The 19,284-nt window shown below is 54.2% G+C and carries 20 protein-coding genes; 11 read left to right on the forward strand and 9 right to left on the reverse strand.

Going from position 1 to position 19,284, the window contains the following annotated elements; translation table 11 throughout:
- Nucleotides 1-48 precede the first annotated feature (48 nt).
- Both KIH86_RS19525 and KIH86_RS19530 read right to left on the reverse strand, forming a co-directional pair.
- Entirely contained in the window at nucleotides 49-1,143 is a 1,095-nt protein-coding gene (locus KIH86_RS19525; RefSeq protein WP_223088166.1) for a peptidylprolyl isomerase, read from the reverse strand.
- A 194-nt stretch (nucleotides 1,144-1,337) separates the two neighbouring features.
- A complete protein-coding gene (locus KIH86_RS19530; RefSeq protein WP_223088164.1) occupies nucleotides 1,338-1,676 on the reverse strand; it encodes a LytTR family transcriptional regulator DNA-binding domain-containing protein in 339 nt (112 codons plus the stop codon).
- A 205-nt stretch (nucleotides 1,677-1,881) separates the two neighbouring features.
- Between KIH86_RS19530 and KIH86_RS19535 the strand changes: the two genes are divergently transcribed.
- Complete coding sequence (locus KIH86_RS19535) at nucleotides 1,882-2,985, forward strand: lactonase family protein (RefSeq protein ID WP_223088161.1); 1,104 nt, start codon at nucleotides 1,882-1,884, stop codon at nucleotides 2,983-2,985.
- 26 nt (nucleotides 2,986-3,011) lie between these two features.
- Here KIH86_RS19535 and KIH86_RS19540 read toward each other — a convergent pair whose 3' ends face one another.
- On the reverse strand, nucleotides 3,012-3,233 hold the full coding sequence (locus KIH86_RS19540) for an RNA chaperone Hfq (RefSeq protein ID WP_223088159.1): 222 nt from the start codon (nucleotides 3,231-3,233) through the stop codon (nucleotides 3,012-3,014).
- 113 nt (nucleotides 3,234-3,346) lie between these two features.
- Between KIH86_RS19540 and KIH86_RS19545 the strand changes: the two genes are divergently transcribed.
- Nucleotides 3,347-4,009, forward strand: coding sequence for a phosphatase PAP2 family protein (locus KIH86_RS19545; RefSeq protein ID WP_223088157.1), 663 nt, complete (start codon nucleotides 3,347-3,349; stop codon nucleotides 4,007-4,009).
- A gap of 109 nt (nucleotides 4,010-4,118) precedes the next feature.
- Here KIH86_RS19545 and KIH86_RS19550 read toward each other — a convergent pair whose 3' ends face one another.
- Nucleotides 4,119-4,616 (reverse strand): hypothetical protein, encoded by a 498-nt coding sequence (locus tag KIH86_RS19550; RefSeq protein ID WP_223088154.1) that lies wholly within the window; start codon nucleotides 4,614-4,616, stop codon nucleotides 4,119-4,121.
- A gap of 134 nt (nucleotides 4,617-4,750) precedes the next feature.
- Between KIH86_RS19550 and KIH86_RS19555 the strand changes: the two genes are divergently transcribed.
- The 3 genes from KIH86_RS19555 to KIH86_RS19565 all read left to right on the forward strand — a co-directional run bounded on the left by KIH86_RS19555 (nucleotide 4,751) and on the right by KIH86_RS19565 (nucleotide 9,840).
- The gene (locus KIH86_RS19555; RefSeq protein WP_223088152.1) at nucleotides 4,751-5,779 is read left to right on the forward strand and encodes an FUSC family protein; all 1,029 of its coding nucleotides are present in this window, start codon (nucleotides 4,751-4,753) and stop codon (nucleotides 5,777-5,779) included.
- A 208-nt stretch (nucleotides 5,780-5,987) separates the two neighbouring features.
- Nucleotides 5,988-8,345, forward strand: a complete 2,358-nt coding sequence (gene helD, locus KIH86_RS19560) for an RNA polymerase recycling motor HelD (RefSeq protein WP_223088150.1) — start codon at nucleotides 5,988-5,990, stop codon at nucleotides 8,343-8,345.
- 193 nt (nucleotides 8,346-8,538) lie between these two features.
- Nucleotides 8,539-9,840: an MFS transporter gene (locus KIH86_RS19565; protein WP_223088147.1), complete on the forward strand. Its 1,302-nt coding sequence runs from the start codon at nucleotides 8,539-8,541 to the stop codon at nucleotides 9,838-9,840.
- Here KIH86_RS19565 and KIH86_RS19570 read toward each other — a convergent pair.
- From KIH86_RS19570 to KIH86_RS19580, 3 genes are all read right to left on the reverse strand, one after another.
- Entirely contained in the window at nucleotides 9,837-10,280 is a 444-nt protein-coding gene (locus KIH86_RS19570; RefSeq protein ID WP_223088145.1) for a MarR family winged helix-turn-helix transcriptional regulator, read from the reverse strand. The genes KIH86_RS19565 and KIH86_RS19570 overlap by 4 nt on opposite strands.
- A gap of 208 nt (nucleotides 10,281-10,488) precedes the next feature.
- Nucleotides 10,489-11,148 (reverse strand): fructose-6-phosphate aldolase, encoded by a 660-nt coding sequence (gene fsa, locus KIH86_RS19575; RefSeq protein ID WP_223088143.1) that lies wholly within the window; start codon nucleotides 11,146-11,148, stop codon nucleotides 10,489-10,491.
- Nucleotides 11,149-11,478: 330 nt separating this feature from the next.
- Entirely contained in the window at nucleotides 11,479-11,676 is a 198-nt protein-coding gene (locus KIH86_RS19580; protein WP_223088140.1) for a hypothetical protein, read from the reverse strand.
- Nucleotides 11,677-11,813: 137 nt separating this feature from the next.
- On the opposite strand from KIH86_RS19580, the gene rpiA reads away from it, so the two are divergent.
- From rpiA to KIH86_RS19605, 5 genes are all read left to right on the forward strand, one after another.
- Complete coding sequence (rpiA, locus tag KIH86_RS19585; protein WP_223088138.1) at nucleotides 11,814-12,494, forward strand: ribose-5-phosphate isomerase RpiA; 681 nt, start codon at nucleotides 11,814-11,816, stop codon at nucleotides 12,492-12,494.
- Complete coding sequence (locus KIH86_RS19590) at nucleotides 12,491-12,982, forward strand: VanZ family protein (RefSeq protein ID WP_235775495.1); 492 nt, start codon at nucleotides 12,491-12,493, stop codon at nucleotides 12,980-12,982. Before rpiA ends, KIH86_RS19590 begins: the two co-directional genes overlap by 4 nt.
- Nucleotides 12,979-13,428, forward strand: a complete 450-nt coding sequence (locus KIH86_RS19595) for a GNAT family N-acetyltransferase (protein ID WP_322098665.1) — start codon at nucleotides 12,979-12,981, stop codon at nucleotides 13,426-13,428. Before KIH86_RS19590 ends, KIH86_RS19595 begins: the two co-directional genes overlap by 4 nt.
- Before the next feature lie 261 nt (nucleotides 13,429-13,689).
- Nucleotides 13,690-14,142 (forward strand): MarR family winged helix-turn-helix transcriptional regulator, encoded by a 453-nt coding sequence (locus tag KIH86_RS19600; RefSeq protein ID WP_223088132.1) that lies wholly within the window; start codon nucleotides 13,690-13,692, stop codon nucleotides 14,140-14,142.
- Nucleotides 14,139-17,300 carry an MMPL family transporter gene (locus KIH86_RS19605; protein WP_223088129.1) on the forward strand — a complete coding sequence of 1,054 codons (3,162 nt, stop codon included), beginning with the start codon at nucleotides 14,139-14,141 and terminating at the stop codon, nucleotides 17,298-17,300. The genes KIH86_RS19600 and KIH86_RS19605 overlap by 4 nt, the downstream gene beginning before the upstream one ends.
- A gap of 159 nt (nucleotides 17,301-17,459) precedes the next feature.
- On the opposite strand, the gene KIH86_RS19610 is transcribed toward KIH86_RS19605, so the two are convergent.
- On the reverse strand, nucleotides 17,460-18,131 hold the full coding sequence (locus KIH86_RS19610) for a tetratricopeptide repeat protein (RefSeq protein ID WP_223088128.1): 672 nt from the start codon (nucleotides 18,129-18,131) through the stop codon (nucleotides 17,460-17,462).
- Between the two features lie 348 nt (nucleotides 18,132-18,479).
- On the opposite strand from KIH86_RS19610, the gene KIH86_RS19615 reads away from it, so the two are divergent.
- Entirely contained in the window at nucleotides 18,480-18,650 is a 171-nt protein-coding gene (locus tag KIH86_RS19615) for a hypothetical protein (protein ID WP_223088126.1), read from the forward strand.
- 181 nt (nucleotides 18,651-18,831) lie between these two features.
- Here the strand turns inward: KIH86_RS19615 and KIH86_RS19620 are convergent, their stop codons facing one another.
- On the reverse strand, nucleotides 18,832-19,041 hold the full coding sequence (locus KIH86_RS19620) for a hypothetical protein (RefSeq protein ID WP_223088123.1): 210 nt from the start codon (nucleotides 19,039-19,041) through the stop codon (nucleotides 18,832-18,834).
- Nucleotides 19,042-19,284 lie beyond the last annotated feature (243 nt).

The following is a 19,284-nucleotide window of genomic DNA, read 5'->3' on the forward strand; positions in this document are numbered from 1 at the left end:
GGTTCGAAAGGACTTGTCCGTCCCGGCAGGACGGTTAATCGGGCTTCCTTATTTGGATGCTGCGCTGGCTGCAGGTGCAGCCGAGCTTGCAGGAGATGCGGAAGCTTCCGCTTTCTTGGCGTCCGTCAGCGTGTTGGTGATCTTGGCTCCCGAAGTCAGAGTCTGCATCCAGGTCGAGGACATTTCGGAAATCTTCTGGGTCACCAGTGTCTCGCGGATCTTATCCTTGGAGTTCTCCAGAGTCGGCGTAACGGCATCCTTGTGGTCGGTCACCTTGATAATGTGATAACCGTATTCCGTCTTGACCGGTTCGCTGGTTTCTCCAACCTTCATCTTGAACGCGGTATCCGAGAATTCAGCCACCATGTCGGCTTTCTTGAAGAAGCCGAGGTCGCCGCCTTTATCCTTGGAGCCTGTATCGGAGGATTTCTCCTTAGCCAGTGTGGCGAAGTCGGCGCCATCTTTCAACTGCTTCTCGATGGCATCGGCTTCTTCTTTGGTAGCGACCAGGATGTGGGAAGCGCGAACTTCTTCTTCGCTGCCGAGTGAAGCTTTGTTCTCGTCATAGTATTTCTTGATATCGTCATCGGTGATGGTTACTTTCGGCTCGAGCAGCTTGCGGATTTTGACCTGCAGCGGCATTTGCTCCTTCAGGTCGTCCATCGTCATGCCGCTTTGGGACAGAGCGCTTTCGAGGCCGGACTCACCGCCGAACTGCTCTTGAAGATCCTTGATTTCAGCTTGAATATCGGCATCGGTAACCGTAACCTTGTTCTTATCGGCTTCCTGGTCAACCAGTTCCTGTGTAATCATCGATTGCAGCGTGGATTCGCCGCCAGCTTTGATCAGCTTGTCATACAGTTCTTCCTTCGTAATATCCTTGCCGTTGACCGTTGCGACCGGAGTGTCGCTGTCAGATTTCTGAAACGGCGGCTTGATCAGAACAACAATAAGCGCAATCGCCAGTACGATAGAGGCGATCATCCAGCTTTTGCTGCCACGGGGACCTGCCGGAACGCCTGCAGGCGGTTCACCGGCCTTGTCCATCACCGGAATTGCTTCTTTTGTGTTATCGACTGCGGTATCCTCCGCACTCGTCGTGTCGTTCCTTTGTTCATTCTTGTCTAGATTCTTCTCGTCCATTGCTACAATGACTCCCTTCAATATAGGTGATGCCTGTCTTCAACCACTTTACCAGAAAAAACGCCTCTAAACCTTAAGAGAGCATAAAAAATGCGCTTTCTTTGTAAAGAAAGGCTCCATAACGCGGCAAAAGGCCGGAAAACACGGATTTCCATGTCTTCCGGCCTTTTGCCGCTTAGAAGTCTGTAACCGCTTTAGGAAATACGGGTGTTGAGGAGCTGACGGATATGATCCTGCTTTCTTCTCGGGACGCGAACCCGTTTGGCGTACCAGCTCTTGTCTCCAAAATACACGCTGTCGTCTTCGATGGAAGTGACTTTGTTCAAATTAACGTACACGCCGCCTTGTACATGATAGTAGCTCGAAGATTGCAGTAACCGGTTTAGTTGTTCGGCAGACATTCTCTTTTTAATATTGTAGTTTCTGCCGTGAAAAATGACCAGGTCGTGATCTCCGACCTTAAAGAACAGAACGTCCGTTTCCACCTCGAAGTCCTCATACACATTTCTGGCTTCCAGTAGAATGCTGCTCATTCCTGTTCCCCCTCATAAAATTATAATTAATGTTAGCGCTTTCATTATAACATAGCAATCAGGCGTTGAAAAGACTTATTTTTAAAATATTTAGTGACTTTTTGATTGTTGAATTTGTCATTGACGGTGAAAAAATGTACATTAAATAAGAATCACGGGACATGCCATACCGTAGTTGGAGCCCGATACCGAGGAGGAGAGCGAAATGAATGATCGTACTCAGCTGCTGTTGTTAGTGGGGTCATACTCCCCATCTGATAAGGATGGAATTCATGTATACCGTTTGATCGCAGAGGGCGGAGTGAAGCTTGAACGGTTGAGCGGAGTGGACGGCATCGCGAATCCGACATTTCTGAATGTCGACGCTGATGCAAAGCGCCTCTACGCCATAGGCGAACATGTAAATGCCGAAGGGATTAAAGAAGGAGAAGTCGCTGCTTACTCGATTGATTTCGAGACCGGTGAATTAGGAGAGCTGAGCCGTACAGGTACAATGAAGGCCGAGGGTGGAATCCAGACGACGACCTGTCACATCAACCGGGATTCCGGAGGCCGGTTCTTGACCGTTGCGAGCTATCATGGCGGCAAGATTGGAATTGTCGAACTTGATGCAGAAGGACGGACGGTCCGGCTGACGGACACAGCCGTTCATACAGGTCATGGAGCCGACCCTGTGCGCCAGGACCGGCCGCATCCACACTGCGTCGTATTCAGTCCGGACGAACGCTATTTGTTCGCATGCGACCTTGGACTCGATCTGATTCGGGCTTACCGGGTGGACCGGGATACGCTCAAGCTCGAGAAGCATGGCGATACGAAGCTGCATCCGGGCTCGGGACCCCGGCATTTCGCATTTCATCCGGATGGTCATTCCGCATATGTCATCAACGAAGTCGATTCGACCATCACCGCTTTTACATATGACGCTGACAAAGGGCAGTTGTCGGTGTCGGCAACATATCCGGCCCTTCCGTCAGGCTTTGAGGGAGAGAACACCTGTGGTGAAATCACGCTTTCTCCGGACGGACGGTTCCTGTATGGCTCCAACCGCGGTCATGACAGCATTGTCGTCTATGAAGTGAAAGGTCCTGCTGAGCTCGAATATGTAGAGCATGTGTCCACCCGCGGGGGCCATCCAAGGCATTTTGCACTGACGCCGGACGGAGCTTACTTGATCACCGCTAACCGGGACGGAAATAACCTTGTCGTATTCCAGAGAAATGCCGCAAGCGGCAAACTGGATTTCACCGGTATTGAAGCCGGGGTATCCAAACCGGTCTGTGTCAAACCGGTCGAGATCCGGGTGTGAATCCATTCCTGCTTCCATTGGAACGCTCAGCGCAGCGACACCGGCTTAAGCGGAACAATGGTCGAGACGGCCGACTTGAACAGAACGTTCTGTCTGCCGTCATTCTGCCCTTGCAGCGTAAGGGTGTAAGCATCGTATGAGGTCATGATCCCCTGAATTTTGACTCCGTTGGTCGTGAAGATTGTCAACGGCACTTTGTTTTGGACGAATTGGCTCAGCATGCGCTCCTGAAGCTTTTGATTTTCCACTTTGGCAGCACTCCAGTTTAATGGGATGGGTTACTGCATCAAGTATAGCATGGAAGAGGGACATACCGGAAACGGCCTCCCTCTTCCATACATTACATAGGAGGATAGAAAGAATGATTTGGGGCCGGAGGTCTAGAGGTTTCAAGCTGTTTCTTCTGTTTACAGGCATTTTTGGGGTCATCGCCTTACTGGTGGCCTACAATTTGACGGGATCATGGGATTCGTGGATAATTACCAACGTTCAGTCCGCAGAATCTCCGGGTCTGACATCCCTGGCTAAAGCGCTATCGCTGGTGGGGTCTTCGAAAATCGTGGTTCCGCTTTCGCTAGCCATTATAGTTGCGCTGTTCCTGCTGTTCAAGCACCGGCTTGAACTGGTGCTCTTTCTCTGGACCGGCACGACTTCACACCTGTTGAACAGCGTTCTGAAGGATCTGTTTCGCCGCGAGCGTCCCAATATCCACCGGATTATCGAAGAGGCCGGCTACAGCTTTCCAAGCGGACACTCGATGGCGGCTTTCACTGTATACGGGACACTTACATTTCTGCTGTGGCGCCATATCCCGTCAAGGTCCGGTCGCGCTCTGCTGGTCATCGTCTGCTTCCTGCTGACAGCAGCGATCGGATGGAGCCGGATTTATCTCGGCGTTCATTACCCCAGCGACGTTATCGGAGGCTACGCCGCAAGCTGCGCCTGGCTGATGCTGTCTATCGTTCTGTTCGAGTTATGGAGAAGCTCTCTGAATAAGCGTCAGTCGAACAAGAAGATTGCCTGAAGGAGAGGCGCATCTCCCGGAAAGCGGCAAGCGGGAACAGTCCAAAAAGCCGGACACTCGCCGCTGAAGGCGATGTCCGGCTTGTGTAAGCCTGAAGGCTGTGGCTAGCCTATGAGCTTTGGCGCTTGCCCGGGTTTTGGTGCCCGTCATGTCCGAAATCGGTACACTTGCGGTTGACCTTGGCCTTGAGCATGGCGGGAAGGCCCGCCTTGAGCTTGGCCCCTTCCTCACTGGTGAGCCGTCCGCCGGTTACCGCCTCATCGATCCGGGTGCCCGCTTTCTCGGTAAGCTTCTGTACATACTGGTCCTCGCTCCAGCCCTTTTTCTCTTTGGCGACTTCCGCAAGGCTTTTGCCGGATTTCAGGGCCTGGTGTAGTTCCTGGCCCTCCATCCCGAACAGCAGGGCGCTTTCCCGGAATATGAAATGCCCTCTGCCCCGGTGCTTCTCCGGTTGTCTTGACACATCCTGAGGGTCCGCAGGCGCTGAAGCCGCGTCCGAAGTCTGCTTAGCATGATCTTCCGGGCAGGCGGCGGCAGATGCCTCCGCAGACAATGCGATGCAGAGGACAGCTGATAGAACGGCCGCTTTTACTGTAAGTGATTTCATCCTTGTCACCTCTTTTCCGTCAGGAATTGGACTGCATCCTACAGTATTTCCAGATAAACGGAAAGAAACGCGGGTAATAATAAAGAACTGACAGGATCGATCTCGGCATTTAGAAGACAAAGGAGGGATGAGCCTTGAATTTTGGCGCACGCGTACTAAAAACGGGGCTGGCTGTCACGCTTGCCCTATACGCAGCCGCGCTGTTGAAGTTCCCCTCGTCCACGGGAGCGGGAATTGCGGCCATCTTTGCGATGCAGCCCTCGATCTACCGTTCCTGGCGCCATTTCCTGGACCAGGTTCAGACAAGTACGATTGGAGCTATCATCGCCCTTGGCGGCGGGATGCTGCTGTCCAGCCAGCCCATCGCTATCGGCATCGTATGCGTTCTTGTGATTATGCTCAGCATGAAGATGAAACGGACGGACACCATCGGACTAACGCTTGTCACCGTCATTTCCGTAATGGAAGCCTCGGGACAGTGGCAGTTCGCGCTGAACCGGTTCCTGGTTCTGATGACGGGCATCGTCTCGGCTTTTATCATCAATATTCTCGTCTTTCCGCCCAAGCCCCGCAAGCAGTACATCAATCAGATCGAAAATGTGTTCAGCAGCCTGTCCTTGCTCATGAGGACGGCTGTATCCCATGAAATGAAAGAGAGCGTGTTCAGGGACGAGAAGAATGCGCTGGAGGGCTCGATCCGCTCACTTGCCGATAAATACGCGCTGTTCGAGGAAGAGCAGAAGAAGCTGCTGCGTCCCAAATACAGCCAGACAAGGGAACTGGTTGTCTACAAGAATATGCTGGCATCGCTGCAAAAGGGTTTTGAGGTGCTGGATGCGGTGGACCGGCATTATTTCCAGGCGGAGCGGGGAGATGACACCGATGAGGCGTTCGACCGCCATCTGGAGCTTCTGATCCGGTATCATGAGCATATCCTGCTGAAATTCCAGAACAAGATCAAGCCTGGACTGAATGATACAGACCCGCTGGGTGAAGACAATGACCGGTTCCTGGAATCGGTTGTGGTGGGCTATCAGCAGGGAAACACAAGCCGGTTGAGATTGGCGGTTATTGCGGGGGCCGTATATGATTACGGCTACCAGCTGGAGAGGCTGGACCGGGTTGCCGAACAGATCAACCGTGCCGCGGACGACAAAAAGTAAGGTGAAAATAGCCATAAAAAAATCCGGTTCCTCAAGGGAACCGGATTGTTATCTTAATCAAGAATTCTACGTCAATACTTGATATGACAGTCGAAAATTGATAAAATTGAAAAATGCTACAGCTGTTTCTTTCAAAAAAGCACAATAACTCTAATATATTTTATCATGAATGAGATATGGTGTCAACCTATTAAAGGGGATGAATTTCGTGTCCAACCATGAGGCCGAATGGAAGGCAGAACAGAAAAGAGTAGACGGGGTGACCGGGCTTCTGAAGAAGCATATCCGGGTGCTGTCCGAGGAGCTTGGGCTGCACCGCAGCGATGTTGTCGAGCTGCGGAAGGACTTCTGGGAAGAGGTTACCGTCAACTTCAGCAGCCCTGACGATCTCGGCGAGACATCGACCAGCCTGCGGCAGCAGGCCCAGGTGCTCTCCGAGCGCGAACGCCATCACCTGCAGTCCAGCAAGGCGCTGAAGAAATATAAGAAGCTGGTGGTTTCGCCCTATTTCGGGCGTATCGATTTCGCAGAAGCGCCGGACGGAGAGACTGAACGGATCTATCTCGGCATCGGCTCACTGATGGAAGATGACGGAACGTTTCTGATCTATGACTGGCGTGCTCCGATCTCCAGTCTGTATTATGACGGAGCTCCGGGGACGGCCTCCTTCGAAACTCCGGCGGGAACGATTAACGGTGAGATGAGTCTCAAGCGGCAGTTCGTCATAGCGGACGGTGTCATTGAGGTCATGTTCGACACCGGCGTCACGATTGGCGATGAGCTGCTGCAGCAGGTGCTCAGTCACAGCGCAGACGACCGGATGAAATCGATTGTCGCGACGATCCAGAAGGAACAGAATGCCATTATCCGGAACGACCGGAGCCGGATGCTTGTCGTTCAAGGAGCGGCCGGAAGCGGCAAGACATCGGCCGCCCTGCAGCGAGTTGCCTACCTGCTCTATAAATACAGAGACAATCTGCAGGCCGATCAGGTGCTGCTGTTCTCGCCGAACCCGCTGTTCAACAGTTACGTCTCCACTGTACTGCCTGAGCTTGGCGAAGATAACATGCAGCAGACGACTTTCCAGATGTATCTGGAGCACAGGCTCGGCCAGGAATTTCAGCTGGAGGACGTGTTCAGCCAGACAGAGACGCTGCTGAACAGTCCAGACGGTCCCGAGACCGATGCACGCCGGGACGGGATTGCCTATAAATCCTCCGTCGGCTTCCTGGACGCCATCCGCCGGTATGCGACCCGGCTCGAGCAGGAGGGGATGCTGTTCAGGCCTCTGACCTTTCAGGGGCGGGCGGTTGTAGGTAAGGAGGAGATGGAGCGTCAGTTCTACAGCTACGACTCCACGATCCGGCTGGCGAACCGGATCGAGCTCATGAAAGGCTGGCTGCTGAAAAAAATCGCCGAATTCAGCCACAGCGAGCGGGGCGCGGCCTGGGTCGAGGATCAGATGGAAGTGATGGATACGGACGACTACCACCGCGCCTATCAAATGATGCGGCGCAAGCAGCGGGGCAAGAAAGAAACATTCGATGATTTCGACACCGAGAAGGAAATGCTGTCCCGCTACCTCGTCAGCCAGCGGCTAAAGCCGCTCAGGGGCTGGGTCAAGCGCAACCGGTTCGTGGATGCCAAAGGCCTGTATTCCCGTCTCTTTCAGGATCGCGATCTACTGGAGGAGCTGAATCAGGGGATTTCGCTTCCGGACAGCTGGGGCTCCGTCAGCCGTCAGACGCTGGACGCCTTGTCCGAGGGCTGCCTGGCATATGAAGACGCGACACCCTTCCTGTATTTGAAGGAGCTCAGCCAGGGCTTCGTTACCAACACAGCGATACGGTACGTATTCGTAGATGAAGTACAGGACTACTCACCGTTCCAGCTTGAATTTCTCCGCCGCCTGTTCCCACGGGCCAAGATGACGGTACTGGGCGATCTCAATCAAGCTATCTATGCCCAGGGGGAAGCACTCGGGGAGCTGGGCGGTCTCGTCAGCATTTACGGCGAAGAGAATACGGAAGTGGTCTCCCTAACCCGAAGCTATCGCTCAACCTACGAGATTGTAGAGTTTACCCGGTCGATGATATCGGGAGGGGAACGAATTGTTCCATTCAACCGGAAAGGTGAGGAACCTCTGGTCCGGGAGGTCGGCAGTGGAGAGGAGCTGCTGGCCGATGTGGAAGCCGATATCCGGAATTTGCATGCCCAGGGCTATCACTATGCTGCGGTTATCTGCAAGACGGCGGAGGAAAGTGCAATCGTCCATGGCTTGCTCAAGGATCGCCTTGACGTTCAGCTTGTCACCAAGGATACGCCGAATTTCCAGAAAGGGACGCTTGTCCTGCCAGCCTATCTCGCCAAAGGCGTCGAGTTCGATGCCGTCATCATTTACGACGGTTCTGCCGATCGCTACAACCGGGAGAGCGAACGCAAGCTGTTCTATACGGCCTGCACGCGCGCCATGCACGTTCTGCATATTTTTTCTGAGGGGACGCCAAGCCCGTTTATACCGGTTACGACGCCGGATGGTGGTATACACGCGAAATCACTGCAATAACGCCTGTTCATCCGAATCCCGTGCGCATCTGACGACGCTGCGGCCAGAATCAAAAGAGCCTTCTCCGATCTGCGGGGAAGGCTTTGCTATAGGCATGGGATGCATAATCGGCCCGCCCGAACCACATTATAGAGGTGCCGTGTATTTCTCGTTATTGAGGTGCCGTGTATTTCTCGTTAAAGGTGGGCCGTTCATGAATACCAAAAAATGGGACATGCTGGCGCTTGCCTCTATCCCTCTGATCATGACGCTTGGGAACTCCATGCTGCTTCCGGTGCTGCCGCAAATTTCGCGTGAACTGTCTATCGGCTCTTTTCAGGTCAGCATGATCATCACCATTTATGGAGTCGTAGCCATTATTATGATTCCAATCGCCGGGTATTTATCGGACCGGTTCGGCCGCAAAGCCGTTATTCTGCCCGCTCTAATCATCGCCGCGCTTGGCGGAGCCGTATCGGCAGCCGCTGCTTGGCTGATGAGCGGAACATCCGCTTACTGGACCATTCTGGGAGGGCGGCTGCTGCAGGGGATCGGCGCTGCGGGGGCTTTTCCCATTGTCATTCCATTCGTGGGGGATTTGTTCGATGATGAGGAAGAAGTCAGCCGAAGTTTGGGACTGATCGAGACTTCCAATACGTTCGGTAAAGTGCTGAGTCCAATTCTGGGCGCCTTTCTGGGCGCGCTCCTGTGGTTTCTTCCTTTTATCACCATACCGGTGCTGTGCCTGATTTCATTTCTGCTCGTTCTGTTTCTGGTCAAGAGCCCGAAGAATAAACCCAAGAGCAAGTCAACGGTTAAGGAATTCCTCTCTGAAAACCTGAAGATTCTCCGGCAAAAGGGGCGCTGGCTATACGCGATCTTCGCGGCCGGCTGCATCTGCATGTTCGTCACTTTCGGTGTGCTGTTCTATCTGTCAGAGACCCTGGAGGTCAAACATGGCATGCATGGTTCGCTGAAAGGACTGGTGCTTGCGATTCCGCTGGCGCTTCTGTGTCTGGCGTCCTACGGTTCGGGCAAGATCATCGGCGAGAATAAGAAGCGGATGAAATGGCTCGGAGTTGCCGGCATGGCGCTGCTGACGGCGGCGATGGCGGCGGCGGGGTTCTTCAAGGGAATTATCGCGATTGTAGGACTCTTGGGCGCGGGAGGTGTCGGGATCGGAATCACGCTGCCTTGTCTGGATGCGTTGATTACGGAGGGGATCGACAAGGAGAACCGGGGAACCATTACATCGCTGTATAGCAGCATGCGGTTTATCGGCGTAGCGCTCGGCCCGCCGGCCGTATCGCTGCTCATGAACGCCGGGCGCTGGGCGCTGTTCGGCACAATGACTGGCGCTGGCGCGGCCGGTCTGCTGCTGACGCTGTTCGCCATTAAACCAAGCCAAGGGAGTACGGATGAGAAGAATGGAAAGGCACTGGAGAAGCCTGAATTTCAGACGGGGCCTGTAGCGCAAAAGGGCGTGCTTCGCCGTAAAGGGCGTTCACCAGGCTAATCTTCGTAAGGCTCTCCGGTGTTTCTCCGGATGGTGTCCAGCATGGACCGTAGCTCTTTAAGCTGCTTATCCGAAAGCCCGGCGAAGGCGGAATTGAGATGCTGCTGTTCAACAGGTCTCGTTACAGCCAGCAGCTCCTGGCCTTCTATGGTTGCGTTCAGCAGATAGGCTCTGCGGTCGCTCGCCGACACGGTCTTCGTAATCAGGCCCTTCTTCTCCAGCAGCTCGACAATTCGGGCGGTGGTGGGCTGGTCTTTATCGACATGCGAGGCGATCGCCTTCTGATTGATATCGGGATAACTGACGATGGTGTACAATACGGTCCACTGCTCGGGTGTTATGCCATAGGGCTTGAGCTCCCGGGCGTAATGGGTGGACAGCCGCCGGTAGGCGGAACCGATCAGAAATCCTAGGGACTGGTCCAGAGTGGGTGATGTCATTTCAGTTGCTCCTTTGCTGATGGTTGCCTGTATGAACTCTGTATAACATGGTAGGGGAAAGGCGATGACATTTCAAGCGAAGCCGCGCCGGCATCTCTTCATATCCCAATAAAAAAGCTCTTGTCCCCGCATAAGGAACAAGAGCTTTTCTGACGTTCGGCGGCTGCCGCTTTCGCGTGAAGCAGGTACTGCCGCCGGACGGCGCTGGTTAGACCTGTTTGGTAACCTGTGGAACCTTCTCCCAATCCTTCAGGAAGCGATCGATCCCGTTGTCGGTCAGCGGATGCTTCCACAGAGAAGGCAGCAGGGAGCCCGGTATGGTAGCGATGTGGGAACCGGCAAGAGCGGCCTGCTCCACATGAGCGATATTGCGGATGCTGGCGGCGATAATTTCCGATTTCAAACCATAGTTGCTCAGGATGGTCTTCAGATCCTTGATCAGCTTCATGCCATCTACGCCGATGTCATCAAGACGTCCGACGAACGGGCTGATGTAAGTAGCGCCCGCCTTGGCGGCCATCAGGCCTTGAGCGGCCGAGAAGATCAGGGTTACGTTGGTTTTGATGCCTTTCTTGGTCAGCTCATAGCAGGCTTCCAGTCCGTCTTCCGTCATCGGCAGCTTGATTACGACGTTGGAACCCCACTCGGCGATTTCAAGCGCTTCTTCGAGCATTTCGGCTGCTTTCAGTCCGATAACCTCGGCGCTTACGGGGCCTGGGACGATGTCTACGATTTCTTTAATGACATCCTTGAACAGTCTGCCTTCCTTTGCGATAAGAGACGGGTTCGTCGTTACACCGTCAACCAGTCCGAGACGCGTGATGCGCTTGATTTCTTCAATGTTGCCAGTATCCAAGAAAAACTTCATTCCTGTATCCTCCTCTGGTTTTCCACAAATGATATAGCAGTTGGACAATTCCATTATGGAACAATGGATTCGAAGATTCAACTGTTAATTTGATTATTTCAAAATAACTTTTATAATACAGGTTGAAAAGCCGATGGCCATGCGCCCCCGGGAAATAAAATCCCGAAGGTGCATTCCCGAAGTGGGGCATGTCATGTTAAGATATAGGCGGCTTGCTTAATTCGGGATGGAGGCCGTTTCAGCGCGGAAGCGAGGTCTGTCAGTCGAAGGGGGCTTCCTTGGAAGCCGATTGCGTAAAGAGCTGCGTCAACCAGGGTATGTCAAATCCGCTCAGGCGTGATATTTACCCTGCGGCTCGTTCAGCACCCATTCCAGCATGAGGATCATATCCTCAATCCGCTCTTTCTGCGCCAGCAGGCTGCTGCGCAGAGAGTCCTGATCGGCAAGCGGCGCGATCCGCGATTCCAGAGAACGCCGCTGGAGGGTCAGCTCGTTGACTTTCGATTTAATTTGATTTTCGGTTCTCATCTCTTCTTATCCTCCCGGATGCAATGGGTTTATATGCATAATGATTCCATTATAACGGGCAATGTCTATAAATCCACGGAGCGGTTTTGAATCAATTGATGCAAAAGGCAAATTACGGCTAACAGGGGTGCTATTAAATGAATATGAAGCGGCTGGCTGCGGAAGCTGCGGTTGAGTATGTGAAGGATGGCATGAAGGTGGGTCTTGGAACGGGTTCTACGGCGTATTGGGCGATCAATAAGCTTGGCGAACGGGTCAAGGAAGGACTCAAGATTACGGCTGTTGCGACATCGGTCGCTTCCGAGGAGCAGGCCCGTGAACTGGGAATCCCGCTCGTTCCATTTGCGGAAGTTGACCATCTGGATTTGACGATCGACGGAGCCGATGAGCTGGACGGCAATCTGCGGCTGATCAAGGGCGGAGGCGGCGCCCTGCTGCGCGAGAAGATAGTCGCCATGGGCAGCGATCGAATGATCGTAGTGGCGGACGAGAGCAAGGCGGTCCGGACTCTGGGCAAATTCCCGCTGCCGGTCGAGATTGTGCCGTTCGCCTGGGAGTGGACGCTCAAGGATATTCTCAAGCTGGGCTGTGAAGCGGAGCTTCGGGTTGACGGCAGCGAGCTGTACAAGACGGACAATGGCAATTACATTGCGGACTGCCGCTTCGGCAGCATCGACGATCCGGCTGCGGTGGCGGCGGCTCTGCAGAATATCCCAGGGGTCGTCGAGCATGGCCTGTTCATCGGGATTGCCGGTATGGCCATTGTAGGCAAGAGCGACGGCACGATTGACATCATTGAAGCCAGGGAGAACGCTTGACAAGAAGCGGGCTTCGGTTCCGGCCGCATCAGGAACGCCGGCCCCGGCCAGACCGATCATGTGCCGCAGCCGTGTGCCTCCTGCTGTATGCCGCCTGCCTGATCTACTGGATGTTCTTCGGATTCGGAAGAAGCGTGCATCCGGCATCGGATGAACCGCTGCGCTATAACCTGATCCCGTTCAGAACGATCAGGCTGTATCTAAGAGCGGCAGCGTGGCTGTCTCCGCAGATCGTGGCGGTTAATCTTCTGGGTAATGTTGCGGTGTTTGTACCATTTGGATTTCTGCTTCCGCCGTCATGCAGAATGAGGTCGCTGCTTGAACTGATGCTGTGGTTCATTCCCGGGATCTTTCTAGTGGAGATCCTGCAGATGCTGCTGCGGGCAGGAAGCTTTGATGTGGATGACATTATTTTAAACGGGCTGGGGGTATGGATCGGCTATGTACTATTGAAACTATACCTCCGGTTCATTCGAAAGAGCGGGTGAATATAACGATGCTGATTGATTTGAAGACGAGGTTCGATTCAGCCGAAATCGCGGAGCTGATGTCCTATGCGGTCGCGGGAGATCCGTCGGCGCTTGAGCATGCAGCGCGGGAATACCAGCGGGAATCCGGACCGGAGCTCTTCGGGTGGGAGGATGACGGGCTGGTTGTCGGACTCGTCGGCTTCGAGGAGACCGAGGACGGCTCACTGGAGCTTCGTCATATCGCCGTTCTCCCGGAGAATCGCGGGAAAGGCTATGCGCGCGGCATGATTCTAGAGCTGATGACACAGCGGAGTCCCCGCTATGTTGTGGCAGAGACTGCCGATGAGACGACGGCCGATTTCTACCGGGCACTGGGCTTCATGGTCTACTCCCTTGGGGACGGTCCGAGTGGAGCCGAAGTGCTGCGCTGTGTCTATGAGGTGGAGGAGCCGGAAGAGGATTAAACTGGCGGTCCTTACAGAAAGTCAATCGAATGAGTAAATACAGAGTGTCTGAACGCCGTTTGACGGATTTGGACACTCTTTTTTAGTTGATGATGGGAACTGGCGTTGATCTTCCTGGCGCTCCGTGAAGGTTGAAAGTCAAGCTTTCTGCAAACCTGCGTTATTTTCAGCTTCGTTTCTTGACAATGCCGGGTGGATGCCATATAGTTTTACAGTGAAACAGTTCTATACATGAACTAAATAAGAGGGAGAACGTATCCAATGAACAACGAGACTGCTCAGTTGATCAATCGCTACCTGAATGCCTATCAGATTGTCACCCGGAGAATCGGCGCACGAATCAGAGAGAACATCGCGGAGGGGCTTACAGGTGACCAATTCCAGATTCTCCGGCTGATCGACGGACAGGAGAAATGCACCTCCACTTATCTGGCAGAAGCTTGCTGTGTGGGCAAGAGCTCCATTACCGCAATCGTCAACCGTCTGGTGGAGGCGGGCCTCATTGAGCGAACTCGTGACGAGATCGACCGCAGACAGGTCTATCTGACCATTAGCGGGCAGGGCAGTCAAGTGTTCGAAGAGGCAAATCGGAGGGTGTCGGAGATCCTTACTCCATACCTGCTGCATTTTGAAGAGGATCAGATTGAGCTGTTTATCTCCATGTTCGAGAAGCTGGCGAATCTGATGCTGGAACCGGGAGGTCAAGAAGAATGAAGTCGATTTTGAAAGCAAGATGGGCCGTAATCGTCATATGGCTCGCGGCGGCTGTTGTACTTGTGATGACGGCTCCGTCCTTCTCCGATCTGGTTCGGGAGAAAGGGCAGATTTCCGTTCCGGACGGATACTCCTCCTCCAGAGCTTCGGAGATTCTGAAGGAGGCCGAAGGCTCGAAGGGCGGTGAAAGCCTGAAGCAGGTTGCGCTCGTCTTCAACAACCCTAAAGGCATGGGCGAGAAGGAGACGGAGAGCGTCAAGCAGGGCGTCGAGAAGCTGAGCGCGAACAAGGATAAGCTGAACCTGGACAGCATTACCGATCCTTTTTCCCAGGAGACGCTTAAAGACACCTTGATTGCCAAAGACGGCAAGACGATCATGGTTGCTCTGTCAGTCAAGGGCGGAGAGGATAGCGTCAAGAATCTGCCGGATCAGGTTGAGCCGCTTCTGAAGGACGTGAAGGCTGACCACTATTTGACAAGCGAAGGGCTAATCAACGAAGACACCATTCTCAGCTCGGAAGCCGGTCTGAAGAAATCCGAGTATATTACGGTTATCTTCATTCTGATCATTCTGTTCGTCGTCTTCCGCTCGTTCGTGGCGCCTTTCGTGCCGCTGCTAACGGTCGGTCTCAGCTATGTTATATCGCAGTCTGTCGTAGCGTTCCTGGTGGACCGATTCGGGTTCCCGCTCTCGACCTTTACGCAAATCTTCATGGTGGCGGTCATGTTCGGGATCGGAACGGATTACTGTATCCTGCTGATCAGCCGGTTCAAGGAAGAGCTGGCGCATACGGATGACACCAAGACGGCGATTCTGGAAACCTATCGTAAAGCGGGGGGAACGGTATTCTATTCCGGGCTTGCCGTATTTGTCGGCTTCCTCGCAATCGGTCTGTCCAAGTTCATGCTGTACCGTTCAGGCGTCGCTGTTGCCGTGGGCATAGCAGTGATGCTGCTGGCTCTGGTCACGGTCGTACCGTTCTTTATGGCGGTGCTTGGCAAGCGGCTGTTCTGGCCTTCCAAGGGCAATCTGGAGCACAGCGAGAGCCGGATATGGGGCGCGGCAGGTTCGTTCACATTGAAGAGACCGTGGGCGGCGCTGCTTATCGTAGCCGTGATCGTTGTACCGTTCCTGCTGACTTATTCCGGCAAGCTGTCGTTCAACAGCCTGGAGGAAATCGGCGACCGCTATGATTCGGTCAAAGGCTTTAACATTATTTCGGATAGCTTCGGTCCCGGTGAATCGATGCCGGGCAAGATCGTCATCAAGAATGACGACCGGATGGACAATGCGGAATATATGGGGCTTGCGGAAAAAATCAGCCGCGAGGTTCAGGGCGTCGACGGCGTCAAGACCGTGCGGAGCATGACCCGCCCGACCGGCGAGCTGATCAGCGATTTCCTGATTCCGTCACAGGTCGGCACCTTGTCCGAGGGACTCGGAAAGAGCACCGAGGGAATCGACAAGATTCAGAGCGGATTGTCGGACGCAAGCTCGCAGCTTAAGGCGAACGAGCCCAAGCTGAATCAGGCTGTGTCCGGCGCACAGCAGCTGACAAAAGGAACGGATGAGCTGAAATCGGGCATCGCCGCGCTGGGCGACGGACTGACGAAGATACAGAAGGGCATCCAGAGCGGCTCCGCCGGAGCCGGCGAAATCAAGAGCGGCTTGCAGCAGGCCGCTGCCAGCGCAGAGCAGCTGAGCGCGGCGCACAAGAAGCTGCTGGCCGGCTACCAGCAGGTCGGTTCGGGTCTGAACGCCCTTACCGGCGGCGTCGGCCAGATTCAAGAGCAGCTGGCCGGCGTATCGACGTCGCTGAGCGGGCTCGGGGCTAATTTCACCGGGCTGGAAGACAGCCATCCCGAGCTGCTGCAGGATGCGAACTACCAGACCATCAAGGGAACGGTTGCGAAGACCGGCGAGGGAGTCGGTCAACTGGCCTCTGGACTCGGCCAGATTTCGCAGCAGCTTGGCGGCGCGGCCAAGGGCATCGAGCAGGCTAACGTCGGCTACAAGCAGGCTGTCGCCGGCCAGGATGCGCTCGCGCAGGGGCTTCAGAAGCTGGCTTCCGGTATCGGCCAGCTCCAGTCCGGCCTGAACCAGGCGGCGAGCGGCCAGGGACAGATTATCGGCAAGATTCCTTCCATTACAAGCGGCCTTAACCAGCTTCAGGGCGGACAGAAGCAGCTGGCGGAGGGAGTCGGCCAACTGACCGGCCAGATCGGGCAGCTGACGGACGGACTGAACCAGAGTGCGGAAGGCCTGAAGCAGATTTCGACCGGACTAGGCTCGGCTCAGGATTATCTGGACCAGGTTCAGGCAGCCGGCAACGACGAGCTGAGCGGCTTCTTCATTCCGGCGGAAGCGCTGGAATCGAGCGATATCCAGAAGATTTTTGATACTTATTTGTCGGGTGACAAGAAAGTGATGACGCTGGACGTCGTCTTCCGCGACAATCCGTACAGTACGGCCGCCATTGACAAAGTGGATGATATTCAGGCGGCGGTTGAACGTGCGGTCAAAGGCACCAAGCTGGAAAATGCGGAAGTGGCGATCAGCGGGGTAACCAGCACTTATCATGACCTGCAGACAATCTCTAATGAAGACTATACACGTACGGTTATGCTGATGCTGGGCGGCATCTTCCTGATTCTGATCTTCCTGCTCCGCTCCATCGTGATGCCGATTTATCTTATTTTGTCCCTGCTGCTGACCTACTTCACTGCGATGGGCGTGACGGAAGCGATCTTTGTCCATCTGCTGGGCTATTCCGGCATCACCTGGACGACGCCGTTCTTCAGCTTCGTCATGCTGATCGCGCTGGGGATCGATTACAGCATCTTCCTTATGTCCCGGTTCAATGAGAATCAGAGCTGGGATGTCAAAGACGCCATTCTGCATGCGATGCGGAATATGGGAACCGTCATCCTGTCGGCAGTCGTCATTCTGGGCGGAACCTTCGCCTCGATGATTCCGTCCGGCGTTCTCTCGATGATGCAGATCGCCAGCGTCGTTCTCTCCGGGCTTGCGCTGTACGCGCTGCTGTTCCTGCCGTTCTTCGTACCGGTGATGGTACGGATGTTCGGCCGCGGCAACTGGTGGCCGTTCAAGCCGAAGGACAATGACGAATCCGCTCGGCATGACTTGAATCTATAAGGACAATTAAGGGAAATATTTAATTCTGGTGCACGAAAGAGAGCCGCCCTGGTTGGGCGGCTCTCTTTCGTGTGGTCTGCGTTATTAACTACCGAACATACGGTTATTTCATGCCGGGCATTCCTTCAGCAGCCGGCGCGAGGTGACATCAGTAGGCCCTTATCTCAGCCCCGCGAAGAAGCTGCGCAGTGCCCAGCCCCGTTCCTGACGCTTCTTGTATTTCGGAAGGGAACGGTAGACCGCAATTGATTCCGAGAACGCCTGCTTGGCCTCCGCGCTCTGGCCGAGCGTACGGTACGTAGTGCCGAGCAGATAATAAGCCTCGCTGGAGGATGACTGGATATCCTGAAAGTCGCGAAGATAGCGCAGCGCTTTATCGCGATCCGTATGGCGGAAGGACTCAGCCAGTCTTAATAAGGGTCTGCCGTACTGCACCCTTGGATTGATCTCAAGTCCGCGAAGCATCTGCTGCTCGCCTTCCTCCAGCCGGTCCTGGCGAATGTTGGTGTATCCCAAATCGGTCCAGTATTCGGCGGAATGCTCGTAGCGGTCTTCAATCTGCTGCAGCAGCTCCCGCGCCTCCCGATAATTTTTACGTTCGGCAAGCAGCCGGGCAAGATCGAATTTGGATGTAACATCGTTGGGATTCAATGAAATCTGAGTCCGGAGCCTGGAGATTTGTCTGGCTCTGCGGAAGGGCTTTGCGATACTGGGGAAGATCCCCACATATCGGCGGTCCAGCACATACAGGATCGCCAGCAGAATGATCAGCGCAAGAAACGGGTTGCCAACCAGATTCCACAATAGCACGAAAATGAAGATTTTACCCATGATACCCCTCCAACAAGTACTGTTGCCGACCACCGGGGCCGGACAATCACAAGAATTATAGCATTGTTTGGCTTCGGCAGAAAATGGAAGATCTCATAAGGGAAAAGGGGGCCGCCCGTCTTGGGACAGAGGGCGCACAATACACGCTCTGCCCGGTTCTCCCCGGTCCCATATACGCCCCATAAACGTTCCCTTATTTCCTAGCGGCCCGGTGTGATTTATGCCGATGGACTCAATTTTTACCGGGAATGCACAAAAACTGTTTAGGAATGGAAAGTCCGGGGTAAACCTTCTTAAGTTGGCGGGTCAATGAAAGGCCCGATTCCAGGATTAAGGAGGCGGAAACACATGAATTTGTATGTACATAATCTTACGGCATTCAATCAGCAGTATTTCCGGCCTCAGCCGGCCGTCATGGAGGCCAAACGAGGGGCGGCAAGCGAGTCCGGCCTCAGCTTTCAGGAAATCCTGAACGAGAAGATGAGCACGGGCAGATCGGAACTCAAAAACAGTAAATAATCGGCATACTAACGTAAAAAGGCCGGAACCTGAGTGAACACGGGTTCCGGCCTTTGCCTGTGTACGGAAGAATTCCGTCAACGATTCAACCGATCCCATCCCTGGTGCCGGATCGGGTTGAGCGGTATCCGGACATGGAGCATCGAACGGCTGACTGCCGCACAGCCGGAAGTCCTCCGGGTCAGCGGACCTCGAAGAACTCGCAGTCCCGGCGTGAATAGTAGGTGAGATCGCTGACTCTGGATTGAATAATGATGTCCGTGTCGGTGAACCGGACGACCGTCGCGCCTGAATTGACGAGGTGATCGTCCTGGAAGACCCGGACAGGCAGCTTCTTGTCCATCGCTTCCTGAAAATCCCGGTCGGTGATGAGCGGCCGGTTGATCGGCATGGTCCATTCTCCTTTATCATATGGAATGCGTTCCTGCTTAACATCAGAAGTATACCGCTTGTACCGGCATTGGTCTACTTCGGAAGGGGAGCCTCTTCAAGAGCAATGTCATTAAGATAAGGCACAGGCCTAAAAATGAAGAAAAAGAGCAGGTCATCGTACAGATGAACTGGTCCCCTTGTCAAGGACACTTGAAAAAAGAGAGTTAAGCGACCGACAGAAGATGATTCCTGTATTGCACAG

The organism is Paenibacillus sinensis (assembly GCF_019904155.1).
Lineage (GTDB): Bacteria > Bacillota > Bacilli > Paenibacillales > Paenibacillaceae > Paenibacillus_AQ > Paenibacillus_AQ sinensis.

What these genes read in the sequence shown, in the direction of transcription:
- KIH86_RS19525 (WP_223088166.1), bottom strand. Translation starts at nt 1,143, where the DNA reads ATGGACGAGAAGAATCTAGACAAGAATGAACAAAGGAACGACACGACG.
- KIH86_RS19530 (WP_223088164.1), bottom strand. Translation starts at nt 1,676, where the DNA reads ATGAGCAGCATTCTACTGGAAGCCAGAAATGTGTATGAGGACTTCGAG.
- KIH86_RS19535 (WP_223088161.1), top strand. Translation starts at nt 1,882, where the DNA reads ATGAATGATCGTACTCAGCTGCTGTTGTTAGTGGGGTCATACTCCCCA.
- KIH86_RS19545 (WP_223088157.1), top strand. Translation starts at nt 3,347, where the DNA reads ATGATTTGGGGCCGGAGGTCTAGAGGTTTCAAGCTGTTTCTTCTGTTT.
- KIH86_RS19550 (WP_223088154.1), bottom strand. Translation starts at nt 4,616, where the DNA reads ATGAAATCACTTACAGTAAAAGCGGCCGTTCTATCAGCTGTCCTCTGC.
- KIH86_RS19565 (WP_223088147.1), top strand. Translation starts at nt 8,539, where the DNA reads ATGAATACCAAAAAATGGGACATGCTGGCGCTTGCCTCTATCCCTCTG.
- KIH86_RS19570 (WP_223088145.1), bottom strand. Translation starts at nt 10,280, where the DNA reads ATGACATCACCCACTCTGGACCAGTCCCTAGGATTTCTGATCGGTTCC.
- fsa (WP_223088143.1), bottom strand. Translation starts at nt 11,148, where the DNA reads ATGAAGTTTTTCTTGGATACTGGCAACATTGAAGAAATCAAGCGCATC.
- KIH86_RS19580 (WP_223088140.1), bottom strand. Translation starts at nt 11,676, where the DNA reads ATGAGAACCGAAAATCAAATTAAATCGAAAGTCAACGAGCTGACCCTC.
- rpiA (WP_223088138.1), top strand. Translation starts at nt 11,814, where the DNA reads ATGAATATGAAGCGGCTGGCTGCGGAAGCTGCGGTTGAGTATGTGAAG.
- KIH86_RS19600 (WP_223088132.1), top strand. Translation starts at nt 13,690, where the DNA reads ATGAACAACGAGACTGCTCAGTTGATCAATCGCTACCTGAATGCCTAT.
- KIH86_RS19605 (WP_223088129.1), top strand. Translation starts at nt 14,139, where the DNA reads ATGAAGTCGATTTTGAAAGCAAGATGGGCCGTAATCGTCATATGGCTC.
- KIH86_RS19610 (WP_223088128.1), bottom strand. Translation starts at nt 18,131, where the DNA reads ATGGGTAAAATCTTCATTTTCGTGCTATTGTGGAATCTGGTTGGCAAC.
- KIH86_RS19615 (WP_223088126.1), top strand. Translation starts at nt 18,480, where the DNA reads ATGAATTTGTATGTACATAATCTTACGGCATTCAATCAGCAGTATTTC.
- KIH86_RS19620 (WP_223088123.1), bottom strand. Translation starts at nt 19,041, where the DNA reads ATGCCGATCAACCGGCCGCTCATCACCGACCGGGATTTTCAGGAAGCG.